Annotated in this window: 1 protein-coding gene and 1 pseudogene; both read right to left on the bottom strand. The window is 32.5% G+C overall.

Annotation, left to right across the window (positions count from 1 at the left end):
- Positions 1-113 precede the first annotated feature (113 nt).
- Positions 114-1240 (bottom strand): IS3 family transposase gene (locus ABFX15_RS10145; protein WP_346025301.1). Its coding sequence is split into 2 segments (ribosomal slippage): positions 114-1012 and positions 1012-1240, totalling 1128 coding nucleotides; the frame shifts between segments, so codons are not numbered across the junction.
- Positions 1241-1442: 202 nt separating this feature from the next.
- Positions 1443-1837, bottom strand: a pseudogene (gene panD / locus ABFX15_RS10140) (aspartate 1-decarboxylase).
- Positions 1838-1936 lie beyond the last annotated feature (99 nt).

Here is a 1936-nt window from a genome sequence, read left to right as displayed (position 1 = left end):
TATAAAAACAAGCAATTAGCCCTTATTCTTGCCCAACTAGGCATTGACTTAATCCATGCACGTGTACGTTCTGGATTTGAGTCAATATCTTGGACACATTTTAGTAGAGACGGTTAAGCCATTTTTTCTTTTGCTAATTCTTCAAATTCCTGTGGGGTTAGATAGTGAATCGAGCTATGGATTCGATTTCGGTTATAAAATCCTTCAATGTAGCTAAATAGCGCTCGATTTGCTTCTTCAAAATCTGAGTAGCTAGTCGTGTAGACTTCTTCTTTTTTCAATGAGGCATGGAAAGATTCGATTCCAGCATTATCATAAGGTGTTCCTTTTCTACTATAAGAATGCCTTATTTTGTTGGTTTTAAGCCATTGTTCCACTTCTCTTGCTGTGTATTGGCTGCCCAAGTCAGTGTGTAGAATCATTCCTTCTGGAATGTGATAATGTATTTTTGCTTTATTCAATGTTTGAATGACACAATCCACAGTCATTCGTTTTGAAAATGTATAACTAATAATTTTTTTCGTGTGTAAATCCATGATTGAAGATAAGTAACACCAACCATTTTTCTTAGTAGGAATGTACGTAATGTCAGCTGCCCATTTCTCACAGATCGTTTCAGTAGAAAAGTCCTGATTTAAGAGATTCTCTTTTGAAATGATCGGTTTATTAGACCTTTGAGGTCTATATTTTTTAACTACAAGCGACCTTAAATTTAATTGTTTCATTAGCTTTTGGACATGTTTAAGAGATACTGAAATCCCTTCTTTTAATAAAACTTGATGGATCTTTGTGGCACCATAGCGTTGTTTATTCGTAAAAAAAATTGTTGAAATCTTCTTTTTCAACTTATTATTTCTGATTTCTGTAGCTGTCAACGGTTTATTCTTATAAAAATAATAGACACTTCTAGGGATTTCTAATAACCGACACAACAAAGAAACAGTGTAATCCTTACACCATTTTTCAATAAATTGAACAAGCGAATTTAGGTTTTCCGAGAGAATATGGCTGCGGCTTTTTTTAAGATTTCAAGTTCCTCATTTAAACGAGCATTTTCTTTTCTCAGTTCAGCTACTTCTTTTCCAGTCAGTCCTGTGGACTGATCAGGTAAATATAAATTCTTCCATTTGTAAATCGTTGCTTCAGATAAGCCATATTCTTTCGCTAACCCTCGAACAGAACGTCCAGTTTGATTCAGTTCAACAATCATTTGTTTAAAATTTTCTTCATATCGGGTCATAAAAATTCATCCTCTCGTAGATAAGTTTAATTTATTCTTGTCTCTACGAAAAGCTGTCTAAGATTTGATACTAACACCAAAATGGACTTTGTCTACAGTCTGTATCTTCTCTTTTTGTGTCTACTTTATTGACATCTATCCAATTAGTAATCAATAAATATTTCAATAATAGTCTAGCCATATATAAATAACATTACAAAACCTAAAGAATTATATCTGATACCTTCCATGTTTTTCATATGATGTTACTCTTTCAACTTTATTATTATCATCGACAAAAACAACCTTAGGTCTATGATCCTTAACCTCATTTTCATTTAATTCACAATATGCCATTAAAATTATTTTATCTCCAGTTGATACACATCTAGCTGCAGCTCCATTCAAGCAAATCATCCCTGTTCCTCTCTCTCCAGCTATTGTATAAGTTTCAAATCTATTTCCATTATTAACATCAACTATTTGTACTTTTTCATATTCATATATTCCTGCTGCTTCTAATAAATCCATATCAACAGTAATACTTCCTACATAATCTAACTCAGCTTGTTCAACTGTAGCTCTATGTATTTTTCCTTTTAACATTGTAACTTTCATTATTATAGCCCCCTATTGTAATTCGTTACTGTCAAATTTTTTTGTTCTTAAAGGTCTATAACCGTTGTTCTATCAAGGAAAAGACAAAAAACACTTGCC

Origin of the sequence: Alkalibacterium indicireducens, from assembly GCF_039522005.1 — a bacterium.
GTDB classification, from domain to species: Bacteria; Bacillota; Bacilli; order Lactobacillales; family Carnobacteriaceae_A; genus Alkalibacterium; species Alkalibacterium indicireducens.
The sequence above is the reverse complement of the archived record's forward strand: the minus strand, read 5'-3'. Positions and strand labels throughout refer to the sequence as shown.